Here is a 26,861-nt window from a genome sequence, read left to right as displayed (position 1 = left end):
GGGGCGGGAGCCGCCCGCGCCAGCGCCCGTTCCCGCCACGCCCGTTCCCGCCACGCCTGTGCCGCCGCAGCCTGTGCCCCCGGCCCAGCCGGTACCGCCGCAGCCGGTACCGCCGCAGCCTGGGCCGTCCCAGCCGGTGCCGCCGGCCTGGCAGCCCGTGCCGCAGGAACGTCCGGCGCAGCCTGCCCACACCCCGGCACACCCGCCGGCGGAAATCCCGGCCCCAGCCGGTCCGCGCCCGGCCAACCTGCCGCAGGAAGTGCCGCCGCCGGTACCGCAGCCGCTGACGCCGCCGGTACAGCCGGACATCACGCCGCCCGCGCCACCGCCGGTCATCCCGACCCAGGCGCTCGCCACGCCAGCCAGCCCTGTGCCGGCCAGCCCGACGCCGCCATCCGCCATCTGGACCACCGCCGGCAGCACCCCGGCCGCCGCCCCGGTGGCGGAGGAAGCCCGCACCGGCTGGTTTGGCCGGCTGAAGCAAGGCCTCTCCCGCTCCACCGGCCGGCTGACCGATGGCCTCACCGGCCTGTTCACCAAGCGCAAGCTGGATGACGAGGCGCTGGAGGAGCTGGAGGAAGCCCTCATCACCGCCGATCTCGGCGTCTCCGCCGCCGGCCGCATCGTCGAGAACTTCCGCAAAAGCCGCTTCGGCAAGGAAGTCACCGACCAGGAGGTGAAGGAGGCCCTGGCCGCGGAGATCGGCGCCATCCTCGCCCCCGTGGCCAGGCCGCTGGAGATCGACACCAGCCGCAAGCCGCATGTCGTCCTCGTCGTCGGCGTCAACGGCACCGGCAAGACCACCACCATCGCCAAGCTCGGCCAGCAGTGGAGCGAGGCCGGCCAGAAGGTCACTTTCGTCGCCGGGGATACCTTCCGCGCCGCCGCCGTCGAGCAGTTGCAGATCTGGGGCAGCCGCACCGGCTGCGATGTCGTCGCCCCCGCCAAGCAGGGCGCCGATGCCGCCGGCCTGGCCTTCGACGCCCTGAAGCAGGCGCAGGAGCGGCAGACCGATATCCTGCTGGTGGACACCGCCGGCCGCCTGCACAACAAATCCGCGCTGATGGAAGAGCTACGCAAGGTGGTCCGCGTCATGCAACGCGTCGACCCCACCGCGCCGCACTCCGTGCTGCTGGTGCTGGACGCCACCACCGGCCAGAACGCCACCCAGCAATGCAAGGTGTTCGCCGAGATGGTGAACGTGACCGGCCTGGTGGTGACCAAGCTGGATGGCTCCGCCAAAGGCGGCATCGTCGTCGCTCTGGCCCAGGAATTCGGCCTGCCCGTTCACGCCGTGGGCGTTGGCGAGAAAGCCGCCGACCTCCGGCCCTTCTCGGCCCGGGACTTTTCGCGCTCCCTGCTTGGGCTCGACTGACGGCCGGCCACTGGCTTGGCGGGCGCCGGGCATCTCCCTCTGGATACGCTGTTGCGGTTGATGGTCGGCCAGGAAGGCCGGGGGAAGAATTCCCCGGGCCCCTACTTCTTTTTTTCGAGTTTCAGGTGCGGCTGCTGAGCGGTTTCCGGCAAGAAAGGGCTGGGTGCGCTTGAGGTTATGGACCTCCTGCGACTGCCTGTTCAGCCCTTGTAAGCCATTTTGAATATCATCAATGGTGCTGCCCTCGGCCTGAAGCGCCCCACCAAACTCGCAGAAAGAAAAGAAGGGTCCGGGGAATTCCTTCCCCGGCCTTCACCCCCCCAACAGCCACGACACCCCACCAAGCTTAGCCTTGGCAAGTGGCCGCGCTGTAAATCTTGCCGAAACTCAATGTGAAGCTTTCGCCGCTTTCGGGGGTTTAGGGCGGTGTGGAACACGGCACCCCTTCGCTGGACGCGGCCCAACTGCCATGCCTTGGCGCTTGGATCGCCCCCCGTGCGTTCCTAGATTCCGCGCAGGCGCCGGCATTCCTGCCCGGATGGCGCCTCGCCGAGAGGAGGCCACGCCTGGTGTGCCGGATCGCCGCATGAGCAAGCCTGCCAGTGCTCCCCCGCAGCGGAATACGCTGACGGTCGCGTCCTACAACGTGCACAAATGCGTCGGCGTGGACCGTAAGTTCGACCCGCACCGCATTGCCCGCGTGATTGCCGAGATGAACCCCGACATCGTCGCGGTGCAGGAGGCGGACAAGCGCTTCGGCCGTCGCGTCGGCCTGCTGGACATGGCGGCGCTGAAGCGGGAGGGGCTGTCCCTGCTGCCGATTTCCCGCCTGCCGGATGGCCATGGCTGGCACGGCAACGCCCTGCTGGTACGGGAGGGTACGTTGGTAGATATCCACTGCCTGTCCCTGCCGGGGGCGGAGCCGCGTGGTGCCGTGATTGCCGAGCTCGAGATGCCGGCGGGGCGGCTGCGCGTGGTCGCCGCGCATTTCGGCCTGCTGCGGCGCTGCCGCATGCGCCAGGGCGCCGCCATCCTGGAAGCCATCGCCCGGCGCGACGAGATGCCGACGATCATGATGGGCGACCTGAACGAGTGGCGCCCGGGGCGCCGGTCCTCGCTCCGGCTGCTGGAGCCGTTATTCGGTTCGATGGGCCTGGGGCCGGCCAGCTTCCCGTCCCGCCTGCCGGTGCTGGCGCTGGACCGGATCCTGGGCTGGCCGCGCGGCATTGTCAGCGACGTGCATGCGCATGACACGCCGCTGGCCCGCCAGGCGTCGGACCATCTGCCGCTGCGCGCGCGGTTGAACCTGCTGGCCGGCCAGGAGCAGCAGGCCGACGTGGCCGCCGCCGCATGAGCGATACCCTGCCGCCACCCGCCCCCTGGGGCGCGCCGCCGCCGCCCGCGCCGATCCGCGCGGCCGAGGGCCCGGCCTTGTCCCGGTTGGACGAGATGGTGGCGCGGGGGTTGGACAAGGCGGGGGCCCGCACCGGCATCACGCTGCTGCGGCTGGGGCTGGAGGCGTTCATGGCACGCGCCAGCACCGCCCGCGCCGCCGGGCGGACGCTGGACCTGCTCTACTACACCTGGATGGAGGACGTCACCGGCCGGTTGATGGCGCGGGAGGCGCTGCAGGCGGCCGATCGGGGCGTCCGCGTCCGGCTGCTGCTGGATGACAGCTACGCCCTGTCCGGCGACGCGCTGCTGGCCACGCTGGCGGCGCATCCGCGCATCGAGGTGCGGCTGTTCAATTCCCGCCGCTTCCGCTTCCTCGGCCAGTTCGGCCTGGCGCTGGAATTCGCCATGGGGGGCTGGCATCTCAACCACCGCATGCACAACAAATGTTGGGTCGTGGATGGCAAGCTGGCCATCGTCGGCGGCCGCAACATCGCCGACAGCTATTTCGACGCCGCCGGCGACTTCAATTTCCGCGACCTTGACCTGATCATTGCCGGGGAGGCCGCATCGCAGGCCCAGGCGGTGTTCGACAGCTTCTGGTCCAGCAGCCTGGCCTGCCCGGTGGAGCGCTTCCGCGCCGGCCGCGACCTGAGCGAGGCAGCGCTGGGCCGCCTGCGCGTCCGGCTGGATGAAACGCCGACCGAGGACAAGGCCGCCCCCTACCTGGAGGAATTGCGCGAGACCGAGGCCGCGCTGCGCGACCTGACACTGCTGAAGGCGGATGATGCGGTGCGCGTGGTGTCCGACCCGCCGGCGAAGGCCAAGGGGCGTGGCATCACCGGCTGCATGGCGCCGCATATCGGCCGGGCCCTGATGTCGGCGGAGCGGGAGGCGCTGGTCATCTCGCCATACTTCGTGCCGGGCGAGGGCGGCATGGCGATGTTCGAGGCGCTGGTGCAGCGCGGGGTGGATGTCACCGTCGTCACCAACTCGCTGGCTGCGACGGATGTGGTGGCCGTGCATGCCGGCTACGCCCGCTACCGCCCCCGGCTGCTGGAACTGGGCGTGAAGCTGTTCGAGCTGAAGCGCACCACCAAGCGCAATGGCGGCGTCTTCGGCTCCAAGGGCGCCAGCCTGCATACCAAGGCGCTGGCGGTGGATGGGCGGACGGTCTTCGTCGGCTCCTTCAACCTCGACCCGCGCTCCGCCCGGTTGAATACCGAGATGGGAGCGTTCGTCGAGCATCCCGACCTGGCCGAGGAACTTCGCCAGGAGCAGCAGCGCCTGACCGAGCCGGACCGTAGCTACCGCGTGTGGATGCAGGGCCGGAAGATGTTCTGGACCGATGAGGACCAGACCAGCCCGCACGAGCCGGAAGCCAATCTTGGCCGGCGGATGCTGGCGCGCGTGGTGAAGTGGCTGCCGGTGGAAGCGCAGCTCTGAGCCTGGGTGGCGCGGGATTCGAGGTAGAGGCGTCCAGGCAAGTTCAGGGGAATAAATTCCCCTGAAACCCCATCTCTGTTCTGTCAGTTGGCGATGGGCTTTGGGGCCGACAGATCCTGGGAGTCTGGGCCGCCGGCCTTCCCGGACGGTCGTGGGCGCCGGAGTGTGGTGGCTTGGAGGTGGAAGCACCGAAAAGCGGAATCGCGCGACCAAATAAGGACGGAAGCATGGTGCGCGAACAAGAATGCATCACGCTTTATGCGCGACCCTGGCGAAGGCCTGGAAGCCTGACGCTTCGACAGCCATGCCCTGAAGACTCGCAGAAAGAAAAGAAGAGGCCCGGGGAATTCCTTCCCCGGCCTTCCTGTCTCGCGCTGAGTGTCGATCCATCCTCGGCAAGACAGCATGCTTGCTTCCGAGCCATTCCTCTGGCTGGCCGCGCAACGCTGATCAAGGACCCGCCGGATGGGACGACCGCCACGCCCGCAGGCATCGCAACGATGCGCACTGCCGGGACTGCCTGAGACGCGGCGACAAGCAATTGCATCCCCCTGGCCTTGCCCTGACGGATAAAACCGGACAGGACGGGGCAATGGACAGTTCCGCATCCCATTTGCAATGGCGCCCGATGGGCACGGCGGATCTGCCGGCGGTGCTAGGTATCAGCCAGGAGGTCCACCCGGCCTATCCGGAGGACCCGGCGGTCTTCGCGGAACGGCTGGCGCTGTATCCGGCCGGCTGCTTCGTGCTGGCGGGGCAGGGCGGGCTGCACGGCTACGCGCTCAGCCACCCCTGGCGCTTTGGCGAGCCGCCGACGTTGAATACGCTGCTGCAGGCGCTGCCAGCGGCGGCGGACACCTACTACCTGCACGACATTGCCCTGGCAGATACCGCGCGGGGCGGCGGGCTGGGTGGCCAGATCGTCGCCCGGCTGGTGGCGGTGGCGCGGGCGGCGGGGTTGAAGACGCTGTCGCTGGTGGCGGTCAATGGCTCCGTGCCGTTCTGGCGGCGCCAGGGCTTTGAGGTGGTGCGGGACGAGGCCATCCGCCTGCGCGTGCTGTCCTACGACGCGCAGGCCAGCTTCATGGCGCGGGATGCGCGGGCCGGCTGAGCGGCGCGGCGTTCAGGGCGCCATCTCGGCCAGGGCGCGGCGCATCGGCGTATCCTCCACCTGGATGAGGCCGCTGAACGGCACGTCCATGTCGAGGATCAGGTAGATCGACCCCGCGATCAGCCCGGCCGACAACAGCAGCGATCCCACCACCACGACGTTGCGGGGGGAGCGGTAGCCGAAGCTGGCGAAGATGAAGACCAGCCAGGCCACCACCATGGCCAGGAACGGCATCGGGATGGTGCCTTCCGCCTGCTCCACCAGTGCCCAGCGCAGCTCGACGATATGCTGGTAGCCTTCCCGCGCGCTGTGCCACAGCGCCGCGTGCTCATCGTCGTTCAGCCGCATGCCGCCGAGGCTGGTGCCCACCGCCAGCAGCAGCCGTTCCGAGGCACGGTCCCCCACCAGCAGCGGGTCCGCGGCCGGTGCCGTCGCCGTCACGGCCCATTCGGTGTAGGCGCGCAGGTGCTGGCGGCTCTCATCTCCCATCGGCCCGTACTGGCGCAGCGTGCGGTCGAGCAGGATGATCTCGGTGGCGATGACGTGCACGTTGTGGTCCACCGCCTCGAAGGTGTTCTTGGCGGAATTGACCATCAGCCCCAGCACCAGCGACGTCATCATCACGAAGAGATTGGAGACGAGGCGGACGACGCTGCCGGTCTCCTCGTGATGGTAGCGGCGGGGCAGCCGGTCGTAGAGCAGCAGGCTGCACAGCGCCGCCGCGCCCAGCAGCACGAAGATCAGCGCGGCGACCATGGCTTCCTGCGATATCATCTCGCCCCGCCTCCGCCAGTCGCCCCGGCCAGGATGATGCGAGAGCGAATCTAAAAGCAATGCTCATCCGGTGGGTGGGACCGCGCCCCTGGCCCAGATTGCCAAGGAAGGCGCGCCCAAAACCCGCTGAAAAAAGGAAGGGGCCTGGGGAGTGCCTTCCCCAGCCTTCTCCCGCTCCAGCCGATCCACGGCACGCCGCCCGGCGCCGTTTCGTTCCGCTCGCGCGACGGGTGGCTGCCGCGCTATGAAGGCCGGGCCGACCCGGCGGGAAGTCCGGGCGGCGGGAACACGAGAAGGACGATCCGGATGAAGCTGACCCGACGCGCCGCGGCCTGCGGCGTTCTCGGTGCCACGGCGCTGGGCTTGTTCAGCCCCGGCGTGGCCAGGGCCCAGGCTGCGTGGCCGGAAAGGACGGTTACCATCGTGGTGCCGTTCCCGGCCGGTGGCTCCACCGACACCGTGGCGCGCATCCTGGCGCAGCGGCTGAGCACGGACCTCGGCAAGCCGGTGGTGGTGGAGAACAAGGCCGGCGCCGCCGGCACCATCGGGGCCGGTGCGGTGGCCCGCTCGCGGCCGGATGGCTATACGCTGTTCTTCGCGCCCGCCGGCGTCTACGCCATGGCGCCTTACCTGTACCAACTGCCCTACGACAACGACCGCGCCTTCGCCGGCATCGGCCTGGTGGCGTCGATGCCGATGTTCCTGGCGGTGTCGAAGGAACTTCCGGCGCGCAACCTGCAGGAATTCGTCGCGCTGGCGCGGCAGGGGCGGCGGATCGTCTACGCCAATCCGGGTGCCGGCTCCTCCTCCCACCTCGCGACGGAGCTGCTGTTGCAGACGGCGGGGATCGAGGTGGCCGATGTCGGCTATCGCGGCGGCGCGCCGGCCGTGCAGGCCATCATGACCAACGAGGCGCAGCTGATCGTCATGGCGGCGTCCGGCGTGTTGCCGCAGATGCAGTCCGGCGACGTGCGGGCGCTGGCGGTGACGACGCGGGAGCGCTCCGCCTTCGCGCCCGACGTGCCGACCGTGGCCGAATCCGGCTTCCCAGGCTTCGAGGTGGTGGAGGAGATCGCCCTGCTGGCCCCGGCCGGGGTGCCGGAGGCGCTGCTGAAGCGCATCAACGCGGCGGTGGCAGCGGCGATGAACTCGCCCGAGGTGCGGGCCAGCCTGCAGCCCCTGGCGGTGATGCCGACGGTGACGCCGGCGGAGGATTTCCCCGCCTATTTCGCGGCCGAGAACGCGAAGTGGCGGGAGGTGATCCGCAGCCGCAACATCCGGCTGCAATAGCCGGGCCGGCCAGGGCGGAGGCGCTGGCCACGGCCTGGCCGTGGCTGAATATTGCGGTGTCGCATCGTCCCTGGCTTGTCTACTCTTCCTCCGGGCGGCGGGCGCAGTCCCGGGCGCCCAGAGGAGGAGGCATCCCCGATGAACATCCTGCTGGCCTTCATTCCCTTCATCGTCTTCGCGGTGCTGGACCGGCTGCTGGGCCCGACCCAGGGGTTGATCGGCGGCGCCGCCGTCTCCCTCGCGCTGCTGGCGCGGGATTGGGTCCGTCCTGGCCGGGTGGTCAAGATCCTGGAAGTGGGCACCACGGTGCTGTTCGGCGCGCTGGCGCTGTACGCGGTGTTCGCGCACCCCAACTGGTCGGTCATCGCCGTTCGCCTGGTCGTCGATGCCGGGCTGCTGGCGATCGTGCTGCTCTCCATGGCGATGGGAAAGCCCTTCACCCTGCAATACGCGCGGGAACAGGTGGCGAGCGAGCATTGGGACAGCGCCGCCTTCCTGCGTGCCAACTACGTCATCACCGGCGCCTGGGCGCTGGCCTTCGCCGTCATGGTGCTGGCCGAGCTGGCCTTGCTGTATGTGCCGGGGCTGCCGCCGCGCATCGGCATGCTGGCGATTGTGCTGGCGCTGGTGGCGGCGGTGACCTTCACCGGCTGGTACCCGGCGCGCGCCCGGGCTCGCACCGTGGCCTGACGCCGCAGGCGTGCCGCCCGGAGCCAGTTGCCGCTATTCATGTTGCGCCCCGCCCGCCGCTGGGGCAGAGAGGCGCTACCCGTTGATCCCACGCGGGAGAGAATGGCGCCCCAGGTCTGGGGTGCTGTCGCCGAAGGCGCAACCGGCCCCCGGAAACGCTCAGGCAGAAGGGCCGCGTGGAGAAGGGACCTCTGGAAAGCCCGGAGCCTGTGCAAGGGCAATGGCACCGACGGAGTAAGGCGCGTAACGCCCGCGCTGAATCTCTCAGGTCATCGGACAGAGGGGGGCCACGAACCCTGACCCGCCGCGCGTGAGCGCGGTGATGGAGGCTGCGTGGCCGATTCGAACGAGACGCTTCTGGAAACCCCCCTGGCCTCCCTGCACCGGGAGCTGGGCGCGCGCATGGTGCCCTTCGCGGGCTATGCCATGCCCGTGCAGTACCCGGCCGGCATCATGGCCGAGCACCTGGCCACCCGCGCCGGCGCCGCGCTGTTCGACGTCTCCCATATGGGGCAGGCCGAGCTGGTGGGTGAGGGCGCCGCCGCGGCGCTGGAGCGCCTGACGCCCGCCGATGTGCAGATCCTGAAGCCCGGCCGGCAGAAATACGGCCTGCTGACCACCAGGAGCGGCGGCATCCTGGACGACTTCATGGTCGCCAATCTCGGGGATCGCCTCTTCCTCGTGCTGAATGCCAGCCGCAAGGACGTGGACTCCGCCGCCATCGAGGCCGCGCTGCCCGCCGGCGTCACGCTGAAGCGGATGCCGGACCGCGCGCTGCTGGCCTTCCAGGGCCCGGCCGCCGTGTCCTCCCTCGCCACGCTGGCGCCTGCCATCGCCGGCATGCGCTTCATGGATGTGCTGGCGGTCGAGATCGCCGGCATCCAGACGTTGGTCAGCCGCAGCGGCTACACGGGCGAGGATGGGGTGGAGATCTCCGTCCCGGCCGAGCAGGCCGAGGCGCTGGCCCGCGCGCTGCTGGCCCTTCCGGGTGCCACCGCCGCCGGCCTCGGCGCGCGCGACTCGCTGCGGCTGGAAGCCGGCCTCTGCCTCTACGGCAACGACATCGACGAGACGACCAGCCCGGTCGAGGCCAACCTGGTCTGGACCATCGGCAAGCGCCGCCGCACCGAGTGGAATTTTCCTGGTTCCGAGCGGGTGCGCGAGGAACTTGATAATGGCCCGAAGCGCTTGCGCGTCGGCATCCTGCCGGATGGCCGCCAGCCCGCGCGTGGCCACACCCCCATCCAGGTCGGTGCGGATGTGGTGGGCGACATCACCAGCGGCGGCTTCGGCCCCACGCTGAACGGCCCCTGCGCCATGGGCTACGTGGCGCGCGAACACGCCGCCGATGGCACGGCGCTCGACCTGATGGTGCGCGGCAAGGCCTCCCCGGCCCGTGTCGCCGCCACCCCCTTCGTTCCCCACCGCTACGCCCGATAAGGACCCGCCCCGATGGCCGAGATCAAGTTCACCAAGGACCATGAATGGGTGAAGCTGGAGGGTGGCGTGGCCACCATCGGCATCACCGACCACGCGCAGAACGCGCTCGGCGACATCGTCTTCGTCGAGCTGCCGGAAGCCGGCCGTGACGTGGCGGCCGAGGAAGCCATCGCGGTGGTGGAAAGCGTGAAGGCGGCGTCCGACGTCTATGCCCCGATCGCCGGCAAGATCGTCGAATCCAACCAGACGCTGGTGGATGATCCCGCGCTCGCCAATTCCGCGCCGACCACCGATGGCTGGTTCTTCAAGATCGAGCCGTCCGACATCGGCGCCATCGACGCGCTGATGAGCGAAGCCGAATACGCCGCCTTCGTGGACGCCCTCTGATGAGCAAGGCCCTCGACGCGCTGACGGCGCTGGAAGATCACGGCGCCTTCGCCGCCCGGCATATCGGCCCGTCGGGGGCCGAGATCGCGGCGATGCTGAAGGTGGTGGGCGCGGACAGCCTGGATGCCCTGGCTGACCGCACCGTCCCCGCCGATATCCGTGGCCAGGATTTCTCCGCGCTGCCGCCGCCGGTGAACGAGGCGGAGGTCATCGCCGAGTTGCGCGCGCTGTCCGAGAAGAACGTCATCCGGAAGTCGCTGATCGGCCTCGGCTACCACGGCACGCATGTGCCGCCGGTGATCCTGCGCAACGTGCTGGAGAACCCGGGCTGGTACACCGCCTACACCCCCTATCAGGCGGAAATCGCCCAGGGGCGGCTGGAGGCGCTGGTCAACTTCCAGACCATGGTCACCGACCTGACCGGCCTGCCCGTCGCCAACGCTTCGTTGCTCGATGAAGCGACGGCCGCCGCCGAGGCGATGGCCATTGCCTTCGCCGCCACCAAGGGCAAGTCCCGCACCATCCTCGTCGCGTCCGACGTGCACCCGCAGACCGCCGCCGTCATCCGCACGCGCGCCGAGCCGCTGGGGCTGACGGTGGAAACGGTGGCACCCGCCGGCGTTGCGGAAGCCTGCGCCGCGCAGAAGCCGTTCGCCCTGGTGCTGCAATATCCGGGCACGACCGGCGAGGTGCGCGACATCGCGCCCGAGATCGCCGCCGTGCAGGCCGCCGGTGGCCTCGCCATCGTCGCCGCCGACCCGCTCTCCTTGGTGCTGCTGACGCCGCCGGGCGAGATGGGCGCCGATGTCGTCATCGGTTCCTCCCAGCGCTTCGGCGTGCCGATGGGCTATGGCGGCCCGCACGCCGCCTTCATGGCCGTGAAGGACGCCTATAAGCGCCTGATGCCGGGCCGCCTGGTCGGCGTCTCGCTCGATGCCGCCGGCAAGCCCGCCATGCGCCTGGCGCTGCAGACGCGCGAGCAGCATATCCGGCGCGAGAAGGCGACTTCCAACATCTGCACCGCGCAGGTGCTGCTGGCCGTCATGGCCGGCATGTACGCCGTGTGGCATGGCCCCGAGGGCCTGCGCCGCATCGCCGGCCGCGTCGCCCTGCAGGCCCGCCTGCTAGCCGGTGCCGCCGCCGCCGCCGGCCTGACGCTGCGCCACGATGGCTTCTTCGACACCATCACCATCGAGACCGGCCCGAAGACCGACGCCATCTACCACGCCGCCTTCGAGCAGGGTTTTAACCTTCGCAAGCTGGATGGCGCCGTCTCCATCGCGCTCGATGAGACCGTCACGCGCGCCGAACTGGACGTGCTGGCCAACATCCTCGGCGGCAAGCTGGGAGAACCCAAGGGCGGCATTCCCGCCGCGCTGGGCCGCCAGTCCGACATCCTGACGGCGGCGGTGTTCCACACCCACCACGCCGAGCACTCCATGCTCCGCTACCTGAAGAGCCTGGAGGACAAGGACGTCGCGCTGAACCGCAGCATGATCCCGCTCGGTTCCTGCACGATGAAGCTGAACGCGACGGCGGAGATGATCCCCGTCACCTTCCCCGGCTTCGGCAACATCCACCCCTTCGTGCCGGCCGACCAGGCGCAGGGCTATATCGAGATGATCCGCCGGCTGGAAAGCTGGCTGGCCGCCATCACCGGCTTCGCCGGCGTCTCGCTGCAGCCCAATGCCGGCAGCCAGGGCGAGTATGCCGGCCTGCTGGCCATCCGCGCCTTCCACAAAGCGAATGGCCAGGATGGGCGCGACATCTGCCTCATCCCGTCCTCTGCCCACGGCACCAACCCGGCCTCGGCCGCGATGGCGGGAATGCGCGTGGTGGTGGTGGGCTGCGACAAGGACGGCAACGTCGACCTCACCGACCTGGACGCCAAGATCGCCCAGCACGCCGAAAAGCTCTCGGCGCTGATGATCACCTACCCGTCCACGCACGGCGTGTTCGAGGAACAGATCGTCCGCATCTGCGACGCCGTGCACGCGGCGGGCGGGCAGGTCTACATGGACGGCGCCAACATGAACGCGCAGGTGGGCCTCACCGCCCCCGGCCGCATCGGCGCCGATGTCTGCCACCTCAATCTGCACAAGACCTTCTGCATCCCGCATGGCGGCGGCGGCCCGGGCGTCGGCCCGATCGGCGTCGCGGCGCATCTGGTGCCGCATCTGCCGAACCACCCGCTGCTGGCGGAAGCCGGCCCGGCCACCGGCTACGGCCCGGTCTCGGCGGCGCCGTTCGGCAGCGCCTCCATCCTGCCCATCAGCTACGCCTATATCCGCATGATGGGCCCGGAAGCGCTGACCAAGGCCACCCAGGTCGCCATCCTCAACGCCAACTACATCGCCAAGCGGCTCGATGGGCACTTCCCCGTGCTCTACAAGGGCGCGCGCGGCATGGTGGCGCATGAGTGCATCCTGGATTGCCGTGGCTTCCAGCAGGGCGGCGGCGTGCTGGTCGAGGACATCGCCAAGCGCCTGCAGGATTACGGCTTCCACGCCCCCACCATGTCCTGGCCCGTTGCCGGCACGCTGATGGTGGAGCCCACCGAAAGCGAGACCCAGGCCGAGCTGGACCGCTTCTGCGACGCCATGATCTCCATTCGCGGCGAAATCCGCGCGGTGGAGCAGGGCCGCATGGACAAGGTGGACAATGCTCTAAAGAACGCGCCCCACACCGCCGCCGAAGTGATGGCGTCGGACTGGTCGCACCCGTACTCGCGTGAGGAAGCGGCCTTCCCGCTGCCCTACGTCGCCGCGCGCAAGTACTGGCCGCCGGTGAAGCGGGTGGACAACGTCTATGGCGACCGCAACCTGATCTGCACCTGCGCGCCGTTGGAGGAATACGCCAACGCGCAGCAGATCGCGGCCGAGTGACGCGCTGAAGAAGGGCCCAGGGGCGCCGCCCCTGGACCCCGCTGGGGTGGCAGTGCCACCCCAGACCCCGCCTTGAGTGCGGGCGCCTGTGCGTGCAGCCCGGGCGGCTTTGTCTTCTAAATATCTTGCATGTGCTTTTGGCGAGCGGGGCCTTGGCCGCCAGGGGCTTCGGCTGGCTGACACCGGGGGTGCCGGGCCGACTTTCCTCCCCGGTCGCTAGCCCAAGGTGGCCACACCCCCCTTGGCCACGCTCACCCTTTCAGCGCAGCATGCCCGGCAACTGCGGACCGGGACCCTGCAACGTGACTGAATTCGCCCCCTGGGAGGTCCTGTCCTCCCGCACCGCGCTGCGTGACCGCTGGATCGACGTCACGGCCGATGCCTGCCGCGATGCGCGGGGCAATGTGCTGGACCCCTTCTACACCTTCGCCTACCCCGACTGGGTGCAGGTGGTGGCACTGACGCCGGATGACCGCCTGGTGCTGGTGCGCCAGTACCGCCACGGCGCCCGAGCCCGCACGTTGGAACTGCCGGCCGGCGCCATGGATGCCGGCGACGCCAGCCCCGTGGACACCGCCGCCCGGGAGTTGCGGGAGGAAACCGGCTTCACCTCCTCCCGCCTGCAGCATGTGTGCAGCCTGCACCCCAACACCGCCACCCACCGCAACCTGTGCCACACCGTGCTGGCGCTGGACGCCGTGCCCACCGCCGAGACCGCGCACGAAGCCGGGGAGGACATCGCGGTGGAAACCCTGCCGCTGGCCGGCGTGCTTTCCGGCCTCAATTCCGGATTGCTGGCGCAGGCGATGCATGTCTCCGCCCTGGTGATGGCATTGTCCGCGGCGGGGCGGCTGGACCTCTCGCTACGGCCCTGAGGGCCATGCCTCAACCCCGGTGGCGCGCGGGCGTTCCTTTGCCAGCAGGCAACAAGGAAAATCCTGATGGCAGAGCTTCAGCCAGCCCGGTTTGACGGCAAGGTCGTGATCGTCACCGGTGCCGGTTCTGGCATCGGCGCCGCCACGGCACAGCGCTTCGGCCGGGACGGCGCCGCCGTCGTGCTGGTGGGAAGGACACGCGAGAAGCTGGAGAAGATCGCCGCCACCATGCCAGCCGAGCGCAGCATGGTGCACGTGGCCGACGTCTCCAACCAGGACGAGGCCGAAGGGCTGGCCCAGGCCACGCTGCAACGCTTCGGCCGCATCGACGTGCTGGTGAACAACGCCGGCATCGCCACCAGCGGCCCCTTTCTGGAAACCTCGGTGGAGGACTGGCGGCGCGTGATGGCCACCGACCTGGACGGCGTGTTCTTCTGCACCCGCGCCGTGTTGCCGGAACTGCTGAAGGTGCAAGGCAACATCGTCAACACCTCCTCCGTCTCCGGCCTCGGCGGCGACTGGAACATGAGCGTCTACAACACCGCCAAGGGCGCCGTGACCAACATGACCCGCGCCCTGGCGCTGGAACTGGGCGGGCAGGGCGTGCGCGTCAACGCCGTGAACCCCGCCCTGACCATGACGGACATGACGGCCGACATGAAGGACGACAAAGACCTGATGGCCCGCTTCGCCGACCGCATCCCCATGGGCCGCGGCGCCGAGCCGGAGGAAGTGGCTGACGTCATCGCCTTCCTGGCCAGCCACGACGCCCGCTTCGTCAATGGCGTCAACCTGCCGGTGGATGGCGGACTCTCCGCCTCCAACGGGCAGCCGAAGCAGGCTTGAGGGGAAGGGAAGGCTGGGGAAAGAATTCCCCAGGCCCCATCTTTTTTCTGCGAGATTGGTGTTGCGCGTCAGGGCGCAGGGCGGGCCTATTGAGGCATATTGAGAATTAGGCCAAACGGGCTGAATTCTCAGTCGCCGAAGGTCCAGGACTTCTGGCGCGAACCGGCGGGGCTGCGAACAAGAGACCCCTTTCATCAGCCTCGCCCTAAAAACTTGAAAAAAGAAAAGAAGGGGCTCCGGGGAATTCTTTCCCCGGCCTTCCTCCATCATTAGCGCGCGCCTCCTCACCCCACCGCGCGCGCCAGCCTCTGCCGTAGGAATGCCAGTACGGCGGCTTCCTCTGGCCGCAGTTCCTCCAGGTCGTCGCGCAATTCGGCTTCGACTTCGCGTTTCACCTGAACCAGCAGGGCGCCTTGCATGTAGCTGTCCAGCACTTCGGGGTGGACGTAGCATTTGCGGCAGATTGTCGGCGTGTTGCCCAGCCTGGATGCGGTGCGTTCGATCGCGGCCTTGACGTTGCGCTTCGCGGCTGTGGCGCTGTCGAACTTCTCGAACTCGCCCAACGCCATTGCCGCCAGCACGGTGCCGGCCCAGGTGCGGAAATCCTTGGCGGTGATGTCCCGCCCGCTGGCTTCGCGCAGATACGCGTTCACGTCGGCGGAATCGACGGTCTGGCGCGCGCCGTCCTCGTCGATGTACTGGAACAGCTCCTGGCCTGGCAGTTCCTGGCAGGCGCGCACCACCTTCGCCACGCGCCGGTCGCGCAGGCGCAGCTTCCACATCTTGCCGCTCTTGCCTTTGAAGTCGAAGCGCAACTCGCCGCCTTCCACGGCGACGTGGCGGTTGCGCAGCGTCGTCAGGCCGTAGCTCTGGTTGGCCTGGGCGTAATCCTCGTTGCCGACGCGGATCAGCGTGGTGTCCAGCAGGTGCGTCACCGTCGCCAACACCTTCTCCCGCCCCAGGCCGCGCCTGGCCATATCCGCTGCCACGCGCGCGCGCAGCCGGGGCAGGCCGTGCGCGAATTCCATGATGTGCTCGTACTTCGTCGCATCCCGCGCCATCCGCCAATCGGGGTGGTAGCGGTACTGCTTGCGCCCGCGCGCATCGCGGCCGGTGGCCTGGATGTGCCCGTTGGCGCGGGGGCAGATCCACACATCGCTCCAGGCCGGGGGGATGGCCAGCTTGCGGATGCGCGCCAGCACCGCCTTGTCCCGCACCGCTGCGCCCTTGGCATCCCGGTAGGCGAAGCCCGTGCCGCTGCGGCGCCGGCTGATGCCCGGACCCTCGTCCGAGACGTGCCGCAGCCCCGCGGCGCTCGCCGCATCCACCTCGACAGCGCGGGGGGAGGGCGGGGGTGGCTCGACCGTGGCGGCCGCTTCAGTCAGCATGGTGTCCAGCATCCGCATCTGCGATTCTCACGCCGCGCCTCTGGCGTCTCGTCCTTGGCAGCGCGGGTGCGGATGAAACGCACGGTGGCCAGCATCGGTTCCGCCGCGCCGGGAAAGGGTTCCGCCATGTCCGACCAAAACCTCCGCATCATCCCGATGGAGGAAAGCCACCGCGAAGCCTGGGAAGGCCTCTACGCCGGCTACGCAAACTTCTACCGCACCGAGCAGACAGCCGAGATGCGCGCCCGCGTCTGGGGCTGGATTCAGGACCCGGCGCACGAAGTGCAGGGCTTCATCGCCTTCTCCGGCAGCCAGGCCGTGGGCATCGCCCACTACCGCCCCTTCGCCCGCCCGCTCTCCGCCACCACCGGCGGCTTCCTGGATGACCTGTTCGTCGACCCCTCCGCCCGTGGCCAGCGGGTGGCGGATGCGCTGATCGCCGCCGTCGGCGAAGTCGGCCGGCAGAAGGGGTGGAGCCTGATCCGCTGGATCACTGCGGATAACAACTACCGTGGCCGCGCCGTGTATGACCGCGTGGCGCAACTGACGCCGTGGCGGACCTACGACCTCAAGCTCTGACCCGAGGGTCGTTCATCGACCGGCCTGGGCGGGAAGCGGGGAAGGAAGCAAGGCCGGGGAACGAATTCCCCGGACCCATCTTCTTTTTTCGAGTTTGAGGGCGGGCCCTTTGGGCGGGTGCGCTTGAGACACGGCTGGGTGCGCCGGAGGTCCTAGACCTCCGGCGACTGACGGTGCAGCCCGCGTGGCCCATTGATAAAATCATCAAGCAGCGCCAGCTCTCAGTCCTGAAGCGCTTCGCCAAACTCGCAGAAAAAGAAGGGGTCCGGGGAATTCTTTCCCCGGCCTTCTCCTGTCCCCAAAGTCCGTCACCTGAACCGGCAGCCAGCGGCACCCCTGCACTTGCCGCCCCTGCCGGGGATCTGAGCGGTGAGCTGAGGCAAGCACCCCTATCGCAACCGCGTGCTTGCGGCGGCGCGGAGGCGCGGCGTATGCCCCTCTCATGCATGCTGTGCCTGAGTTCCCCTGATGCCGGATTACCTGCTGGAGATCGCTGCGGGCGGCCGCGTGGCGGGGGTGGATGAGGCTGGGCGTGGCCCGCTGGCTGGCCCGGTGGTGGCGGCGGCCGTGGTGTTCCATGCCCCGCCGCCGGCGGCGCTGGCCCTGCTGCTGGACGATAGCAAGAAGCTGGATGCCAAACGGCGGGAAGCCGCCTTCGCGGCCTTGCGCGCCGCGATGCTGGAGGGGGTGCTGGATGGTGCCGTGGGTGCCGCCAGTGCGGTGGAGATCGGCCGGCTGAACATCCTGCGGGCGACGCACCTGGCCATGGCGCGCGCCATTGGCCGGCTGCGCCTGTTGCCGGATTTGGCGCTGGTGGATGGCAACCAGCCGCCGCGCCTGCCCTGCGCCGTGCGCTGCGTGGTGAAGGGGGACAGCCTCAGCCTCTCCATCGCCGCCGCGTCCATCCTGGCCAAGGTGACGCGGGACCGGGCGATGACGCGGCTGGACCCGCGCTGGCCGGGCTACGGCTTCGCCCGCCATGCCGGCTACCCCACGGCGGCGCACCGGGAGGCGCTGGAGCGGCTGGGCCCCACCCCGCATCACCGGAAGGGATTCGGTCCCGTGGATCAGATGCTTCTCGCCCTGTCTTGACGTGCTGACTCACGCCGACGCATTCTCGGCGCTTCGAGTCGCTGCGGTCGCGCCGGGCCGGTTCATGACCGCCTGGCGGCGCTTCGGGGATTATCATTGGCAAGTGAATCGCCGCCGGCCTTGCCGCGGCCGATGGCGTCTACGGGGGTTTCGACGGCGTGGGGACGGGGTTGGATCTGCCGTTGGACTGCATCCTGGAAGGGGATTGCATCGAGATGCTGCGGGCGTTGCCGCCGGCCTCGGTGCACGCCATCTTCGCGGACCCGCCTTACAACCTCCAATTGAAGGGCGAGCTCCGGCGCCCGGATGAAAGCGTCGTCGATGGCGTCGACGATGACTGGGACCGCTTCACCAACCTCGCCGCTTACGACGCCTTTACCCGCGCCTGGCTGACCGAGGCGCGGCGCGTGCTCCGCAAGGACGGCACGATCTGGGTGATCGGCAGCTACCACAACGTCTTCCGCCTCGGCGCCGCGTTGCAGGACCTGGATTTCTGGATTCTGAACGACGTCATCTGGCGCAAGGCCAACCCGATGCCGAACTTCCGCGGCCGCCGCTTCACCAACGCGCATGAGACGATGATCTGGGCCTCGCGCGGGCAGGAGAGCCGCTACAAGTTCAACTACACCGCCATGAAGTCGCTGAACGACGACACGCAGATGCGCAGCGACTGGTTCATCCCCCTTTGCACCGGCGGGGAGCGGCTGCGGGACGAGAAGGGCCAGAAGGTCCACCCGACGCAGAAGCCGGAAGCGCTGCTGCACCGAGTCATCCTCTCCTGCACTTCGCCCGGCGATGTGGTGCTGGACCCGTTCCTCGGCTCCGGCACCACGGCCGCCGTCGCCCGCCGGCTCGGCCGCCGCTACATCGGCATCGAGCGGGACCCGACCTACGCCGCCGCCGCCCGCGCCCGCATCAACGCGATCGAGCCGCTCTCCGAATCCGCGATGCTGGTGACGCCGACGAAGCGGGAGCAGCCACGCATTCCCTTCGGCGCATTGGTGGAGCGCGGCATGGTGCCGCCGGGCAGCCGGCTGGTGGACCGCCACCAGCGCTTCGTCGCCCAGGTCGGCGCCGATGGTTCGCTGCGCTGTGGCGCCGCCAGCGGCTCCATCCACCAGGTGGGCGCGGCGGTGCAGGAAGCGCCATCCTGCAATGGCTGGCTGTTCTGGCATGTGGAGCGCCGCGATGGCTCGCTGCGCCTGCTGGACGAGTTGCGGACGGAAATTGCCGGCAGCATGGGGGCCTAGGCTGGGCAGGGCTTTTGCCTGTTTGCCACGCTGCGCATGACGCTGCGACGCCGCCATCGCAATCCCGCCGCCGGTGCTCTGAAGTCATGCGGAACCGCTGCGGCGAACCCTCGGGGACATTGGGAGGAAAGGCCGGGGAAGGAATTCCCCTGGCCCCTTCTTTTTTCTGCCAGTCTTTCGGGCGTGAATGTGGCGGCGTCAGCTTTCTGCGCCAAGGCCAGAGCGACTCCAGGGGCTACTGGTTCAGCCCAAGTGGCGCATGACCTTTCTCAAGGCCGCACCTGAGGCCCGCGCCAACAGACAGAAAAAAGAAGGGGTTTCAGGGGAATTCCTTCCCCTGACCTTCCTTCTCTCTTCAGCCTGAACATCGATCAGCGCCCGGCGGCACGATGTCAGAGACCTGGATACCGAGAGAAAACCGCCCCGGCCTTCCGCGTCAGTGGTTACGGCCGCGCCCCGTGCTGGCCTGCAGCGCATCGATCCGCTTGCTGGCTTCCGCCTTGGTTAGCGAGGCATCGAATTCCTCGCCAGCTTCTTCGCACAGGGTTTGCAGGTAGCTCGCCTGGGCGCCAGTCATCGTCTCGTCGCCGGTGGTCCAATTCTCCGGGTCCTTGACGGTGTTGGTCGGCACGTCGGCGTCCGGCGCCTTGGAGGCGGTCTTCGGATCAGGAGCGGTGTCGCGAGCCATGGCGGGTTCCTTGTTCTCTATCCGTTCCATAACGGACCAGGACGGCCGAGGTTGCGTGACACCTCCGGCAGACCGAAGGCCTGCCAAACCGATAGATAAAAGAAGCGGGCCCAGGGAATTCCTGCCCCGGCCTTCATTCCTCAGCCACCAGCCTCCCCAGCCAGTGCATACACGCGCACCGCCTCGCCCAGCCGTTCCCCCGCCCGCCGCAGTGCCGGCAGCGCGTGGCCGGAGAAGCCGAGGACGAAGCCATCCGTGGTGGTCTGCTCCATCCTGGTGTCGCTCAGCAGCCAGGCCTCGATGCCGGCGGCGGCGCGAATCTGCCGCGCCGCACCGGGCGCCCAGCCCGCCGGCAACAGCGCCAGCAGGTGCAGGCCATGGTCCGGCACATCCACCCGCAACAGCCCGCCAGAAGCACGCTCAATTGTCTCGGCCACCAGGTCCCGCGCCGCACGGTAGCGGGAGCGCATGCGGCGGATATGCGCGGCGAAGCCACCGCCGGTCATCAGCTCGGCCACCGCACTGCCGAGCAAGGTGGGCGGGAAGCGGTCGCTGACCATCCGCGTGGCGGCGATGCGTCCCAGCAACGCCGGTGGCAGCACGACGTAGCCGATGCGCAGCCCGGCGAAGAGCGTCTTGGAGAAGGTGCCGAAATACAGCACCCGGCTATGCCCATCGATGCCCGCCAGCGCCGTCAGCGGCGGGCCGGCGTAGCGGAACTCGCTGTCGTAATCATCCTCCAGTACCCAGGCATCGGCCTCCCGCGCCCAGTCCAGCAGGGCGATGCGCCGCGCCATGCTCATGGTGACGCCGGTGGGGAACTGGTGGGAGGGGGTGACATAGGCCAGCCGGGCCCCGGGCGCGCGGCGGCGGCCCTCGGCGGCGTCCAGCCCGGCGGCGTCCACCGGCACCGGTACCGGACGGGCGCCCACCGCCTCGAAGATGCGGCGCGCTGTGGGGTAGCCGGGGTCCTCCATCCAGATCGGGTCGCCCGGCCGCAGCAGCGTCTCGGCGCAGAGCCGCAGCCCCTGCTGCGTACCGCTGGTGATCAGGATGCGCCCGGGCTCGCAGCGTATGCCGCGGGTGGCGGCCAGGTGCGTGGCGATGGCGGCGCGCAGCTCCTCGCTGCCGCGTGGGTCGCCATAGCCGAAATGGATGGGGTCGGTGGCCAGGCGGCGCCGCACCGCGCGGCCGAACTGCGCCAGCAGCGCCGGGTCCGCATGCGTACGCCCGACGGCGAAGGCGCCCTGGCCGGGGGCGGGCGGCAGGCCCGTGGCCTCAGGAGGCAGGCCTTCCACAGTGTCCGGCACTGGCCCGCTGGGCACCAGGGCGGCCACGTAGGTACCGGCGCCGATGCGGGATTCGGCCAGCCCGTCGCTCAGCAATTGCTCATAGGCGGTGACCACCGCGTTCCGCCGCACGCCGAGCTGGCTGGCCAGGGAGCGGCTGGAGGGCAGCCGCAGCCCCGCCGCCAGCCGCCCGCCCAGGATGGCGGCGCGCAGCCCGGCATGGACCTGGCTGGATTGCGGCCCTGCCGCGCGGTCCAGCACCAATGGGATGTCCAGCAGGTCGCCCGGCTTGTCATGTGAAGTGGTTGGCATATCGCGCCCCGGATTGGACCTCGCAGCAACCACTTTCCCGGCGCGAAGATGCGTTGTCAAAACTTTGGCGCGGCCATGCCCCACCCCGGGCGGCACCCGTGCCGCCCGATAGAGGCCTGCCATGAGCACCACCGACGCCCCTGCCTATGAAGTCGATGCCCGCAACCGGGTGAAGCGCCGCCACGACCGCGGCTTCTATGACCATGAGACGGTGCACGCCCTGCTGGACGCCGCGGCGCTTTGCCACGTCTCCTACGTCATCGACGGCCAGCCCTACTGCACGCCGACGCTGTTCTGGCGTGAGGGTACCACCCTGTACTGGCACGGCAGCAGCGCCAGCCGCATGCTGCGCAACCTCTCCACCGGCGAGCCCGCCTGCCTGACGGTGACGCATCTGGACAGCCTGGTCCTGGCCCGCTGCGGCTTCAACCACTCGGCCGACTACCGTTCCGTCATGGCCTTCGGCCAGGCCAAGCTGGTCACGGACCCGGTGGAGAAGCGCCGCGCCCTGGTGATGATGGTGGATCGCTTCTTCCCCGACCGCACCGCGAGCCTGCGCCAGAGCACGGACCAGGAGATCAAGGCCACCGCCGTCATCGCGATGGAGATCGAGCGCGCCTCCGCCAAGATCCGCGCCAAGGGCGTGGCGGATGACGACGAGGACTACGCGCTGCCCATCTACGCCGAGCGCCTGCCCATCCGCACCGTCATCGGCGCGCCGGAACCCTGCCCGCGCCTGATGCCCGGCGTGGCGCGCACCGCCGACCTGGCCCACTACCAGGCCGGCCGCCTGTTGGATGATGCGCTGACGGACGCCTACGCCGAAGCTTACAAGGCCTGACCACACGGGCCGGTGCACTCACCGGCCCGCATCGGTCCGGCGGGAGGCAGCCGGGCTATGCCCGCCCAGGGCGTCCCGGCCGGGCCGGCCTCCGTGTCCAGTCGGATTGGGCTACACTCGGGGCCAATGCCTGGAGCGAGGAACCCCATGGACCAACGGACCCAGAAGCAGCGCATGCTGGCAGGCGACCTCTACATCGCCGACTGCCCGGAGCTGGCCGCGGACAACCAGCGCATCTCGGCCTGGATGGAGCGCTACAACGCCTCCCGCACCTTGCCGGCGGAGGCACGGCACGCCTTGCTGCGGGAAGCCTTCGGCGCGGTCGGTGACGGCGTGAACATCCGCCCGCCCTTCTTCTGCGACTACGGCTACAACATCCATCTCGGCGCCGGCGCCTTCATGAACTTCAACTGCGTCATCCTGGACGTGGTGAAGGTCACCATCGGCGCCGGCACGCAGATCGGCTCCGCCGTGCAGATCTTGACCGCCGACCACCCGCGCGACCCGGCCCAGCGCGCCCAGATGCTGGAATTCGGCCGCCCGGTAACCATCGGTGCCAATGTCTGGATCGGTAGCGGCGCCATCATCCTGCCCGGCGTCACCATCGGCGACCACGCGCTGATCGGCGCCGGCAGCGTCGTCACGCGGGACGTGCCCGCCGGCACCACGGTGGTCGGCAATCCGGCGCGGCCAAGGCCTTGAGTGGGGGAGCGGAAGGCTGGGGAAAGAATTCCCCAGACTCCTTCTTTTCTTTCTTCCAGTTACGGGCGTGGCTGTTGAAGACGCGGTCTTGAGGACGGCAGGGTGCGCCGGAGCTCCTGGACCTCCAGCGACAGCCGGTTCAGCCTTTGTGGCCCATGATTAAAATCATCAAGCAGCGTCCGCTCTCAGTCCTGAAGCGCAACGCCAAACTCGCAGAAACAAAAGAAGGGGTCCGGGGAATTCATTCCCCGGCCTTCGCTATCCCTCCCGCAGCGCCCCCGCCGAAGCCGCCAGGTCCAGCAGCTTCTGCATCGTCCCTGGCAAGGCGGCGCGGGCGGCCTGGGGGGTCAGCCATTCGCCGTCCGGCGCGTCGCTGTTTGGCAAGGTGGCCACGCGCAGGGCCATGTGCAGTTCGAAGTGGGTGAAGCCGTGCTTCGCCTCGCCATCCAGTGCCCGCCAGGTCAGGCCGGGCAGGGGAGCGAAGGGGGGGATTTCCGCTTCGGTCCAGGGTGTCTCGCGCCAGGGTGTGCCGGGCAGTTCCAGCATGCCGCCCAGCAGCCCGGTCGGCGGGCGGCGGCGCAGCAGCAGGCGGCCGGCGCCGTCCAGCAACAGGAAGTGGACGCCGCGCTTCAGCGGCCGGGCTTTCTTGGCGGCCTTGCGCGGCAGTGTGGGGGCGATGCCGCTGCGCTGCCCCTCGCAGCCTTGCAGCCAGGGGCAGATGGCGCAGGCCGGGTTGCGCGGCACGCAGATGGTGGCGCCCAGGTCGAACAGCGCCTGCACGAAGTCCCCGGGGCGGGCACGGGCGGCCGGCTGCTCCATCCAATGCTGCGCCAGGCGGTTGAGCCGGGGGCGCGCGCCGGGCAGCGGGTCCTCGATGGCGGCGAGGCGGGCGGTCACCCGCTCCACATTGCCATCCAGCGGCACCACCTCCCGCCCGAAGGCGATGGCGGCGACGGCGGCGGCGGTATACGCGCCGATGCCGGGCAGTTCGCGTAGCCCGGCCTCGGTGGTGGGGAAGCCGCCGCGCGCCACGACGGCCTGGGCGCAGGCGTGCAGGTTACGGGCGCGGGCGTAGTAGCCGAGGCCGGCCCATTCCTCCGCCACATCGGCCCAGGGCGAGGCGGCCAGCGTGCCGACATCGGGGAAGCGAGCCAGGAAGCGCAGCCAGCGCGGCCCGACGGCGGCCACCGTGGTCTGCTGCAACATGACCTCGGAGAGCCAAATGCGGTATGGGTCACGCGTCGCCTCCCGCCAGGGCAGGGTGCGGCGGTGGCGGTCGTACCAATCGAGCAGCAGGGAGGCGGCGGGCAACACGGATGCAGGAAGAGGGCCAAGGGCGCCGCGGATCAACCCCCCCGGCGCGAAAAGATGCGAAAGCGGGCGGCGTGGCGCCGGCGCGGGCGAAGGCTGCGGCCAAGGGCGCGGCTTCTGCCACCGCGCCGCTGAAGAATGGCGCGCTGCGGGCGCCGCCGAAGCCGGCCACCCCGGCCGCGCCGGTGGCCGATACAGGCCCGGCGTGGCGGGCCGATCTCGGCCTGCGTTCGGTGTCCGCACTGTTGCCGCGCGTCACCCGCCCGGCCTTCAAGAAGCGCAGCCCGGCGGCGGCGCAGCTGATCGCGGACTGGCCGGCGGTGGTCGGGCCCGTCATGGCGGCGCAGACCCTGCCGCGTGGCCTGACCGGCGGCACGCTGACCATCGCCTGCTCCGGCCCGGTGGCGATGGAGCTGCAGCACCTGGCGCCGCAATTGATCAGCCGGATCAACATGGCGATGGGACAGGGGCTGGTGGAGCGGCTGCGCTTCGTCCAGGCCACGCTGAAGGCGCCGCCGCGCCCGGCCCCCAAGCCAAAGCCGGTGGACCTGCCCCAGCATGTGACCGCCTCGCTGGAGGAGGTCGCGGACCCTGATCTGCGGGAGGCACTGGCAAGATTGGCCCAGGGGGTCTATCGGGGGCGCCGATAGCGCGGGCTGGGGTGCCCTGGCGGCGGGGCTGGCCCGCCACCATCTGCCTGCCTGTGTCGCCAAGCCCGTGCCAGTGCCAGGCCCATGCCAGGGCGTGCATAGGTTGGCGAATGCATGTTGATGACGCCGTGTCCGAACCGCTTGCCCCGACAGGAGGCTCCATGACCCTTTCCCGCCGCTCGATGATCCTTGCTCCCGTGGCGCTCGCCCCGGTCGCCTTTGGCCCGGTGCTGTTCTCCACCCCCGCGCGGGCGCAGGACGCCGATCCGCGCCTCGGCGACCGCAGCGTGGGCAAGGCCGACGCCAAGGTGGCGGTGCTGGAGTATTTCTCCCTGACCTGCCCGCATTGCGCCGCCTTCCATAAAGATGTGTGGCCGCGCGTGAAGCAGGAGCTGGTGGGCAACGGCACCGTGCGGATGGTGTGGCGTGACTTCCCGCTGGACCAGCTGGCCCTGGCCGCCGCCCAGGTGGCGCGTGCCCTGCCGGCGGACCGCTACGAAGGCTTCATCAGCGCGCTGCTCGCCAGCCAGGACCGCTGGGCCTTCGCCCGCGGTGCGGACAATGTCGGTGAGATCGCCAAGATCGCCGCCCTGGCCGGCATGACCCGCGCCCAGGTGGACGCGGCGGTGGCGGACCAGGCGCTGGCACGCGGCATCCTGGAGATGCGCGCCAAGGGCCAGCAGGAATTCAACATCAATTCCACCCCCACCTTCGTCTTCGGCCGCCGGCCGCAGCCCGGTGCCGTGAGCTTCGAGCGCTTCCAGCAGCTGGCGAACGACGCGGCTTGAGCCGGGCGGACGAACGGGACAGCGGAGCGGACGACGCTTGAGCGAGAGTGACAAGGCGGCCCTTTCCGCCCAGACCGAGACCCCGGACCAGGAGACTGGCCCGGGCCCCGAACAGCAGCCTGCCCAAGCTGCCGCCTCCGCGGCGGCGGCCGGGGCGGGTAATGCCGGCAATGGCGCCATCCAGGTCCAGGATGGCCCCTCCACCGATGCCACCCAGCAAGCTGCCGTTCAGCCTGCCCCTGGTCAGCCCGATCCTGGCCCGGACGAACCCGCCCGCGATGCCGCCACCGAGGCCGCGGCGCGGGAGGCCGCGTTGCGCGCCACCCTGGTCCGCCTGCGCATCGCCGGCTTCAAGAGCTTCGCCGAACCCACCATCGTCGATGTGCTGCCCGGCCTGACCGGCGTGGTCGGTCCCAATGGCTGCGGCAAGTCCAACGTGGTCGAGGCCCTGCGCTGGGCCATGGGCGAGACCAATGCGCGCGCCATGCGTGGCGGCGAGATGGACGACGTCATCTTCGCCGGCACCGCCACCCGCCCCGGCCGCAACCAGGCCGAGGTGACGCTGATGCTGGAGGATGCGGCCGGCCTCGCCCCGCCGCCTAACCAGCAGGTGCCGGAGCTGGAGATCACCCGTCGTATCGTGCGCGGCGAGGGCACCGGCTTCCGCATCAACGGCCGCGAGGCGCGGGGGCGGGACGTGCAGACCCTGTTCGCCGATATCGGCTCTGGCGCCCGGTCCTCCGCCATGGTCAGCCAGGGGCGCGTCGCCGCCCTGATCGCCGCCAAGCCCGAGGAACGGCGGCAGGTGCTGGAGGAGGCCGCCGGCATCGCCGGCCTGCGCGCCCGCAAGCACGAGGCCGAGCTGAAGCTGCGGCAGGCCGAGCAAAACCTGACCCGCGCCGACGACCTGAAGGGCCAGCTGGAGGTGCAGCGCCAGTCGCTGCAGCGGCAGGCCCGGCAGGCGGCGCGCTACCGCAACCTCTCCGGCCTGACCCGCCAGGCGGAGGCCGAGCTGTTCTCCCTGCTGCTCGCCCGCACGGAAACCGGGCTGGTCAACGCCCAGCGCGGCTTCGCCCAGTCCCAGGCCGCGACCAAGGCGGCGGAGACGGCGGCGACCGAGGGCGCCACCCGCGCCTTCGCCGCCGAACGCGCCCTGCCGGCGCCGCGCGAGGCCGAGGCCATCGCCCGCACCGCGTTGGAGCGCCGCCGGGTCGAGGCGGAAAACCTCCAGGCCGAGGAAGGCCGCGCCCGCGCCGCGCTGGCCGAGGCTGAGGGCCGGCTCGCCCAGTTGAAGGACGACCTGGAGCACGCCACCCGCCAGGAACGCGATGCCGCCGAGGCCGAGGGCCGCCTGGGCTCCGAGGCCGCCGCGCTGGAGGCCGTCCGCGCCGCGCTGCCGGAGCGGCTGGACGCCGCCGCCGCCGAGCAGGCCGAGGCCACCGATGCCGCCGCCGAGGCCG

24 protein-coding genes and 2 riboswitches are annotated in these 26,861 nt (G+C 69.8%); of the genes, 19 read left to right on the top strand and 5 right to left on the bottom strand.

Features of this window, described 5'->3' with window-relative positions:
- Nucleotides 1-439: 439 nt before the first annotated feature.
- The 4 genes from ftsY to IBL26_RS22210 all read left to right on the top strand — a co-directional run bounded on the left by ftsY (nucleotide 440) and on the right by IBL26_RS22210 (nucleotide 5,324).
- Complete coding sequence (ftsY, locus tag IBL26_RS22225) at nucleotides 440-1,375, top strand: signal recognition particle-docking protein FtsY (protein ID WP_367615491.1); 936 nt, start codon at nucleotides 440-442, stop codon at nucleotides 1,373-1,375.
- A 586-nt stretch (nucleotides 1,376-1,961) separates the two neighbouring features.
- Entirely contained in the window at nucleotides 1,962-2,729 is a 768-nt protein-coding gene (locus tag IBL26_RS22220; protein ID WP_187786708.1) for an endonuclease/exonuclease/phosphatase family protein, read from the top strand.
- Nucleotides 2,726-4,213 carry a phospholipase D family protein gene (locus tag IBL26_RS22215; protein ID WP_187786707.1) on the top strand — a complete coding sequence of 496 codons (1,488 nt, stop codon included), beginning with the start codon at nucleotides 2,726-2,728 and terminating at the stop codon, nucleotides 4,211-4,213. The genes IBL26_RS22220 and IBL26_RS22215 overlap by 4 nt, the downstream gene beginning before the upstream one ends.
- A gap of 592 nt (nucleotides 4,214-4,805) precedes the next feature.
- On the top strand, nucleotides 4,806-5,324 hold the full coding sequence (locus IBL26_RS22210) for a GNAT family N-acetyltransferase (RefSeq protein WP_241749684.1): 519 nt from the start codon (nucleotides 4,806-4,808) through the stop codon (nucleotides 5,322-5,324).
- A gap of 12 nt (nucleotides 5,325-5,336) precedes the next feature.
- Here IBL26_RS22210 and IBL26_RS22205 read toward each other — a convergent pair whose 3' ends face one another.
- A complete protein-coding gene (locus IBL26_RS22205) occupies nucleotides 5,337-6,098 on the bottom strand; it encodes a bestrophin-like domain (protein WP_187786706.1) in 762 nt (253 codons plus the stop codon).
- Nucleotides 6,099-6,404: 306 nt separating this feature from the next.
- Here IBL26_RS22205 and IBL26_RS22200 point away from each other — a divergent pair, with 306 nt between their 5' ends.
- The 7 genes from IBL26_RS22200 (at nucleotide 6,405) to IBL26_RS22170 (ending at nucleotide 14,511) form a co-directional block, all read left to right on the top strand.
- Nucleotides 6,405-7,388: a Bug family tripartite tricarboxylate transporter substrate binding protein gene (locus IBL26_RS22200; RefSeq protein ID WP_187786705.1), complete on the top strand. Its 984-nt coding sequence runs from the start codon at nucleotides 6,405-6,407 to the stop codon at nucleotides 7,386-7,388.
- Nucleotides 7,389-7,526: 138 nt separating this feature from the next.
- Nucleotides 7,527-8,078 (top strand): hypothetical protein, encoded by a 552-nt coding sequence (locus tag IBL26_RS22195; protein WP_187786704.1) that lies wholly within the window; start codon nucleotides 7,527-7,529, stop codon nucleotides 8,076-8,078.
- Nucleotides 8,079-8,161: 83 nt separating this feature from the next.
- A riboswitch (glycine riboswitch) is annotated at nucleotides 8,162-8,263 on the top strand.
- Nucleotides 8,264-8,368, top strand: a riboswitch (glycine riboswitch).
- Nucleotides 8,369-8,411: 43 nt separating this feature from the next.
- Complete coding sequence (gene gcvT, locus IBL26_RS22190) at nucleotides 8,412-9,518, top strand: glycine cleavage system aminomethyltransferase GcvT (protein ID WP_187786703.1); 1,107 nt, start codon at nucleotides 8,412-8,414, stop codon at nucleotides 9,516-9,518.
- Between the two features lie 12 nt (nucleotides 9,519-9,530).
- Nucleotides 9,531-9,905 carry a glycine cleavage system protein GcvH gene (gcvH, locus tag IBL26_RS22185; RefSeq protein WP_187786702.1) on the top strand — a complete coding sequence of 125 codons (375 nt, stop codon included), beginning with the start codon at nucleotides 9,531-9,533 and terminating at the stop codon, nucleotides 9,903-9,905.
- A complete protein-coding gene (gcvP, locus tag IBL26_RS22180; protein WP_187786701.1) occupies nucleotides 9,905-12,790 on the top strand; it encodes an aminomethyl-transferring glycine dehydrogenase in 2,886 nt (961 codons plus the stop codon). Before gcvH ends, gcvP begins: the two co-directional genes overlap by 1 nt.
- Nucleotides 12,791-13,092: 302 nt before the next feature.
- Complete coding sequence (locus IBL26_RS26015; RefSeq protein ID WP_187786700.1) at nucleotides 13,093-13,665, top strand: NUDIX hydrolase; 573 nt, start codon at nucleotides 13,093-13,095, stop codon at nucleotides 13,663-13,665.
- Nucleotides 13,666-13,731: 66 nt separating this feature from the next.
- Complete coding sequence (locus IBL26_RS22170; RefSeq protein WP_187786699.1) at nucleotides 13,732-14,511, top strand: meso-2,3-butanediol dehydrogenase; 780 nt, start codon at nucleotides 13,732-13,734, stop codon at nucleotides 14,509-14,511.
- 284 nt (nucleotides 14,512-14,795) lie between these two features.
- On the opposite strand, the gene IBL26_RS22165 is transcribed toward IBL26_RS22170, so the two are convergent.
- Nucleotides 14,796-15,917, bottom strand: a complete 1,122-nt coding sequence (locus IBL26_RS22165; protein ID WP_241749683.1) for a DNA topoisomerase IB — start codon at nucleotides 15,915-15,917, stop codon at nucleotides 14,796-14,798.
- A 108-nt stretch (nucleotides 15,918-16,025) separates the two neighbouring features.
- Here IBL26_RS22165 and IBL26_RS22160 point away from each other — a divergent pair, with 108 nt between their 5' ends.
- The 3 genes from IBL26_RS22160 (at nucleotide 16,026) to IBL26_RS22150 (ending at nucleotide 18,820) form a co-directional block, all read left to right on the top strand.
- Entirely contained in the window at nucleotides 16,026-16,478 is a 453-nt protein-coding gene (locus tag IBL26_RS22160; RefSeq protein WP_187786698.1) for a GNAT family N-acetyltransferase, read from the top strand.
- A 468-nt stretch (nucleotides 16,479-16,946) separates the two neighbouring features.
- Nucleotides 16,947-17,570 carry a ribonuclease HII gene (locus IBL26_RS22155; RefSeq protein WP_187786697.1) on the top strand — a complete coding sequence of 208 codons (624 nt, stop codon included), beginning with the start codon at nucleotides 16,947-16,949 and terminating at the stop codon, nucleotides 17,568-17,570.
- 215 nt (nucleotides 17,571-17,785) lie between these two features.
- Nucleotides 17,786-18,820, top strand: coding sequence for a site-specific DNA-methyltransferase (locus tag IBL26_RS22150; RefSeq protein ID WP_187786709.1), 1,035 nt, complete (start codon nucleotides 17,786-17,788; stop codon nucleotides 18,818-18,820).
- A gap of 436 nt (nucleotides 18,821-19,256) precedes the next feature.
- Here the strand turns inward: IBL26_RS22150 and IBL26_RS22145 are convergent, their stop codons facing one another.
- Both IBL26_RS22145 and pdxR read right to left on the bottom strand, forming a co-directional pair.
- Nucleotides 19,257-19,508, bottom strand: coding sequence for a DUF3072 domain-containing protein (locus tag IBL26_RS22145; protein ID WP_187786696.1), 252 nt, complete (start codon nucleotides 19,506-19,508; stop codon nucleotides 19,257-19,259).
- A gap of 140 nt (nucleotides 19,509-19,648) precedes the next feature.
- Nucleotides 19,649-21,109 (bottom strand): MocR-like pyridoxine biosynthesis transcription factor PdxR, encoded by a 1,461-nt coding sequence (pdxR, locus tag IBL26_RS22140; protein ID WP_187786695.1) that lies wholly within the window; start codon nucleotides 21,107-21,109, stop codon nucleotides 19,649-19,651.
- A gap of 121 nt (nucleotides 21,110-21,230) precedes the next feature.
- Here pdxR and IBL26_RS22135 point away from each other — a divergent pair, with 121 nt between their 5' ends.
- Nucleotides 21,231-21,950: a pyridoxamine 5'-phosphate oxidase family protein gene (locus tag IBL26_RS22135; RefSeq protein WP_187786694.1), complete on the top strand. Its 720-nt coding sequence runs from the start codon at nucleotides 21,231-21,233 to the stop codon at nucleotides 21,948-21,950.
- A 147-nt stretch (nucleotides 21,951-22,097) separates the two neighbouring features.
- Entirely contained in the window at nucleotides 22,098-22,652 is a 555-nt protein-coding gene (locus IBL26_RS22130) for a sugar O-acetyltransferase (protein WP_187786693.1), read from the top strand.
- A 258-nt stretch (nucleotides 22,653-22,910) separates the two neighbouring features.
- Here the strand turns inward: IBL26_RS22130 and IBL26_RS22125 are convergent, their stop codons facing one another.
- Nucleotides 22,911-23,966, bottom strand: coding sequence for an A/G-specific adenine glycosylase (locus IBL26_RS22125; RefSeq protein ID WP_367615490.1), 1,056 nt, complete (start codon nucleotides 23,964-23,966; stop codon nucleotides 22,911-22,913).
- Nucleotides 23,967-24,037: 71 nt separating this feature from the next.
- Here IBL26_RS22125 and IBL26_RS25800 point away from each other — a divergent pair, with 71 nt between their 5' ends.
- The 3 genes from IBL26_RS25800 to IBL26_RS22110 form a co-directional block, all read left to right on the top strand.
- The gene (locus tag IBL26_RS25800) at nucleotides 24,038-24,613 is read left to right on the top strand and encodes a DUF721 domain-containing protein (protein WP_367615489.1); all 576 of its coding nucleotides are present in this window, start codon (nucleotides 24,038-24,040) and stop codon (nucleotides 24,611-24,613) included.
- A gap of 161 nt (nucleotides 24,614-24,774) precedes the next feature.
- The gene (locus tag IBL26_RS22115; protein WP_187786690.1) at nucleotides 24,775-25,401 is read left to right on the top strand and encodes a DsbA family protein; all 627 of its coding nucleotides are present in this window, start codon (nucleotides 24,775-24,777) and stop codon (nucleotides 25,399-25,401) included.
- A 37-nt stretch (nucleotides 25,402-25,438) separates the two neighbouring features.
- Nucleotides 25,439-26,861, top strand: a 1,423-nt coding sequence (locus tag IBL26_RS22110; RefSeq protein WP_187786689.1) for an AAA family ATPase, incomplete at its 3' end; no start/stop codon positions are given.

It is taken from the genome of Teichococcus aerophilus (assembly GCF_014490485.1).
Classification (GTDB): Bacteria; Pseudomonadota; Alphaproteobacteria; order Acetobacterales; family Acetobacteraceae; genus Pseudoroseomonas; species Pseudoroseomonas aerophila.
This window is presented reverse-complemented; position numbering and strand designations above follow the sequence as displayed.

Coding starts and splice junctions, on each gene's coding strand:
- IBL26_RS22220 (WP_187786708.1), top strand. CDS start 1,962: ATGAGCAAGCCTGCCAGTGCTCCCCCGCAGCGGAATACGCTGACGGTC.
- IBL26_RS22135 (WP_187786694.1), top strand. CDS start 21,231: ATGAGCACCACCGACGCCCCTGCCTATGAAGTCGATGCCCGCAACCGG.
- pdxR (WP_187786695.1), bottom strand. CDS start 21,109: ATGCCAACCACTTCACATGACAAGCCGGGCGACCTGCTGGACATCCCA.
- gcvH (WP_187786702.1), top strand. CDS start 9,531: ATGGCCGAGATCAAGTTCACCAAGGACCATGAATGGGTGAAGCTGGAG.
- IBL26_RS22165 (WP_241749683.1), bottom strand. CDS start 15,917: ATGCGGATGCTGGACACCATGCTGACTGAAGCGGCCGCCACGGTCGAG.
- IBL26_RS22145 (WP_187786696.1), bottom strand. CDS start 19,508: ATGGCTCGCGACACCGCTCCTGATCCGAAGACCGCCTCCAAGGCGCCG.
- IBL26_RS22115 (WP_187786690.1), top strand. CDS start 24,775: ATGACCCTTTCCCGCCGCTCGATGATCCTTGCTCCCGTGGCGCTCGCC.
- IBL26_RS22170 (WP_187786699.1), top strand. CDS start 13,732: ATGGCAGAGCTTCAGCCAGCCCGGTTTGACGGCAAGGTCGTGATCGTC.
- IBL26_RS22150 (WP_187786709.1), top strand. CDS start 17,786: ATGCTGCGGGCGTTGCCGCCGGCCTCGGTGCACGCCATCTTCGCGGAC.
- IBL26_RS22210 (WP_241749684.1), top strand. CDS start 4,806: ATGGACAGTTCCGCATCCCATTTGCAATGGCGCCCGATGGGCACGGCG.
- IBL26_RS22215 (WP_187786707.1), top strand. CDS start 2,726: ATGAGCGATACCCTGCCGCCACCCGCCCCCTGGGGCGCGCCGCCGCCG.
- IBL26_RS22205 (WP_187786706.1), bottom strand. CDS start 6,098: ATGATATCGCAGGAAGCCATGGTCGCCGCGCTGATCTTCGTGCTGCTG.
- gcvP (WP_187786701.1), top strand. CDS start 9,905: ATGAGCAAGGCCCTCGACGCGCTGACGGCGCTGGAAGATCACGGCGCC.
- IBL26_RS22200 (WP_187786705.1), top strand. CDS start 6,405: ATGAAGCTGACCCGACGCGCCGCGGCCTGCGGCGTTCTCGGTGCCACG.
- IBL26_RS22160 (WP_187786698.1), top strand. CDS start 16,026: ATGTCCGACCAAAACCTCCGCATCATCCCGATGGAGGAAAGCCACCGC.
- IBL26_RS22195 (WP_187786704.1), top strand. CDS start 7,527: ATGAACATCCTGCTGGCCTTCATTCCCTTCATCGTCTTCGCGGTGCTG.
- IBL26_RS22155 (WP_187786697.1), top strand. CDS start 16,947: ATGCCGGATTACCTGCTGGAGATCGCTGCGGGCGGCCGCGTGGCGGGG.
- IBL26_RS22130 (WP_187786693.1), top strand. CDS start 22,098: ATGGACCAACGGACCCAGAAGCAGCGCATGCTGGCAGGCGACCTCTAC.